The organism is Chloroflexota bacterium, assembly GCA_020850535.1.
Lineage (GTDB): Bacteria > Chloroflexota > UBA6077 > UBA6077 > JACCZL01 > JADZEM01.
The window spans coordinates 1-2,899 of sequence record JADZEM010000147.1 but is presented as its reverse complement, the minus strand read 5'-3'; the positions used below and the strand labels follow the sequence as shown (position 1 = coordinate 2,899).

Genomic DNA, 2,899 nt, shown 5'->3' with positions numbered 1-2,899 from the left:
TGGGCGCCGGCCGGGAGCCCACCATGCAGGACTTCTACCGGCTGGCCTCCTCCGAGCAGGAGTTCCAGAGCTGGCTCAAGATGTGCGCTGACCGCTGCGAGGGCGGCCAGGCGACGGCGGAGGACCAGGCCGAGTACGAGGCCCTGAAGTTCTGGTTGTCCTCGAGCATGGCCGGCAAGGACCCGAAGCTGAAGGGGTCGATCGCGGCCATGGTCATCACGATGGCGGCGATGTTCGAGGAGCCGGAGATCCGGCACGCCTTCTGCCCGCTCGACGACGAGGCCAACTTCCTGGGCTTCGACGAGCTGATCCGTCGCGGCGCGATCGTGGCCCTCAAGGTGCCGTACTCGCAGCTCAAGGGTGTGTCCCTGATCGTCCAGACCGCCACGAAGCTCAATTTCTTCGACCGAGTACTGACCCGTCTGGCCGCGGCCGAGGAGGAGGGCCCGAACAAGGACCCGGGCCGGGTGTGCTTCTTCGTGGCGGACGAGTACGACACGATCGTGTCGCACCCCGCCGACGCCACCTTCCTGAGCAAGTGCCGTGAGGCGAAGTGCTGCTCCGTCATCGCCACCCAGAGTTACGAGAGCCTGAAGGCGAAGCTGGAGCAGGACTCGCGCATGGCGGTGCTGCTGGCGAACCTGCGCACCAAGATTTGGCTGTGCGCGGAGGACACGACCACGGCCGAGGGCGCGTCCAAGCTGTGCGGCGAGATCGAGAGAGAGAAGGTCACGCTCACCCAGAACGAGCAGAACATGGCGGCCTTTTCGCTGCTCGACCGGAACTTCATCTCGGCCGAGCACGGGCAGCTGTCGGTCGGCACCAACGTGACGCCTCAGCGAGAGGCGCTGTTCGCGCCGCGGGCCTTCACGACCCTGGCCCTCAATCAGGCCATCGCCAAGGTCTTCGACGGGACGATGGTGAGGGATCCGACGTACATGTACCTGAAGCCGTACTACGAGGACCCGAACGTCTCGTGGTTCGACAGCACCGCCGGGCGGCTGTGGTGCGAGGCCCAGGCGCTGTCATCGATGCTGCCGGACGGCAGCCGGCTGCGGGAGAAGGTGGGGGCGCTGGCCTGAGGGGAAATGGCAAAAGGGGTAGAATCCGGGGGTTCGCGCCCGGGCCGCCCTGGCGGGGAACGCACCTGGACGACGTATACGCCGTACGCCTCGTATCCCCCCCCTCAGAAGCGCCGCGACAGTCAGCGGCGAGGTCAGTCCTCGCACGAAGTAGAGACTTGTGGCAACGGCGTCCCGATCTATGGTAGACAACAGGGCAATGCCCCCCGGAGTGGGCCGGTAATGCGCGGCGCGACCTTCGTGGCGGTGCTGTGCTGCGTCGCCACCGCCGTGTCCGCGGCCCCCGTGCCCGTCCAAACCGTCCAGGTGACGATCGACGATCTGAAGCGCCCAGTTGCGCTCCAGGTTCCGGCCGGCAAGACGACACGCTTCGTGCTGCCCGATCGCATCCAACGAATGGAGGCGGACAACTCGGCCACCGTGGACTCCCTGGGAGTCATGCCCGAGAAGGCGGGCCCTCCCGGCCAAATCGCGTTCGAGCCGGCCAACCCGACAGCCAAGGGCACCGTAACGATCCGGACAGCGCGCTACGTCCTCAAGCTCCAGGTCGTGGCCGTCGCCCAGGGCATCAGTTCGGAGGTGCGGCTGGTGATCGAGGAGCTGGACGCCAAGGGGCTGGCTGCGGCCAGGCCCTTGGGCTCCGAGTCGCGGCAGTCGGGCCCCGTGCTCCAGCAGGACTCGGTGCGCGACGAGAAGCGGATCTGGGTGCGCTACCTCCTCAAGGGCGGCGCCCGGATCGGCATGGTCGATGCCGTGCGCTGGGCCGGCGCCTCGGCGCCCTACGCCGCGGAAACCGTTGGGGAGGATCTGCGGGTCGTCGTGCAGGTGCCGGCCGACAAGTTGACGACGAAGGACGGCCCGATCGAGATCGTCGTGCGAGGAGCGACCTACTCGTTCCCGCAGGCGAGCTGGAGCCGGCCGGCGCCACTGCCGACGCCGGCGCCGACGCCGGTGCCGGTGGCGCCGACACCCAGACCGTCACCCACACCGACGCCGGCGCCCACGCCCAAGCCGACGGCCACACCGACGCCGGCGCCCACGCCCAAGCCGACGGCCACACCGACTCCGCGCCCGACGCCGGCGCCCACGCCGACTCCAAGGCCGACACCGCCTCAGACGCCGGCGCCGACGCCGTTGCCTACACCCGTTCCGACGCCGCCGGCCGTGGCCACGGCCGCCCCCTCGCCCGCGCCAAGCGCAGCTGGGGAGCGCCAGGTCTGGCGGATCAACCGACGGATGGGGCTGCCGGGCCAGGTGCCGCTCATCATCGACTCGATGGCTCTCGACGGCGAGCACGTCGAGGTCAAGGTCGTGGCCATTGGTGGCGCCAAGACGGTCGAGCCGACCGAGATGCTGATCGAAGGCGTCGTGGCGCAGACCCGCACGCGCGTCGAGGGCAAGGACCTGGTGATCATCGGACAGGTGTCGAAGGGCCAGAAACGCCCCAGGTCGGCCAAGCTGACGCTCCTCGAGGGCAAGCGCGTGCGCACCGAGAACCTGAAGCTCCAGGGGGCCGGCCTCGTCGACTTCGTCGTCGGGCCGGGTGAGAAGTGGTGACGGCGTGGGTCGAGTGGTTGGAGGCCCAGGGTGCGTGGCCCTGGGCAGGCTGCGTCACGGGCACGTTGGTCCTCGTGATGGGACTGGGCACGATCGCGTTCTTGCGCCTGCTAGACAGGCGCGATGGGAGAAGAGAATGAGGAAGCTGCTGCTGGTGGCGGGCCTGCTCGTCTGGCCGATGGCCGGCTACGCCCAGACCAACGACGTCTACTGGGGCCCCTGGAACAGCAACGAGGAGCGGTTCTCCGCCAAGCTCGAGG

Annotated in this window: 2 protein-coding genes; both read left to right on the top strand. The window is 68.8% G+C overall.

Translation table 11 applies throughout. The features are described from left to right. Nucleotides 1-23: 23 nt before the first annotated feature. Complete coding sequence (locus IT306_22190) at nt 24-1,082, top strand: TraM recognition domain-containing protein (GenBank protein MCC7371142.1); 1,059 nt, start codon at nt 24-26, stop codon at nt 1,080-1,082. Nucleotides 1,083-1,304: 222 nt separating this feature from the next. Further along, nucleotides 1,305-2,639, top strand: coding sequence for a hypothetical protein (locus IT306_22185; protein MCC7371141.1), 1,335 nt, complete (start codon nt 1,305-1,307; stop codon nt 2,637-2,639). Nucleotides 2,640-2,899 lie beyond the last annotated feature (260 nt).

Bases quoted from the DNA above. Each gene is read 5' to 3' on its own strand.
- IT306_22185 (MCC7371141.1), top strand. From the start codon at position 1,305: ATGCGCGGCGCGACCTTCGTGGCGGTGCTGTGCTGCGTCGCCACCGCC.
- IT306_22190 (MCC7371142.1), top strand. From the start codon at position 24: ATGCAGGACTTCTACCGGCTGGCCTCCTCCGAGCAGGAGTTCCAGAGC.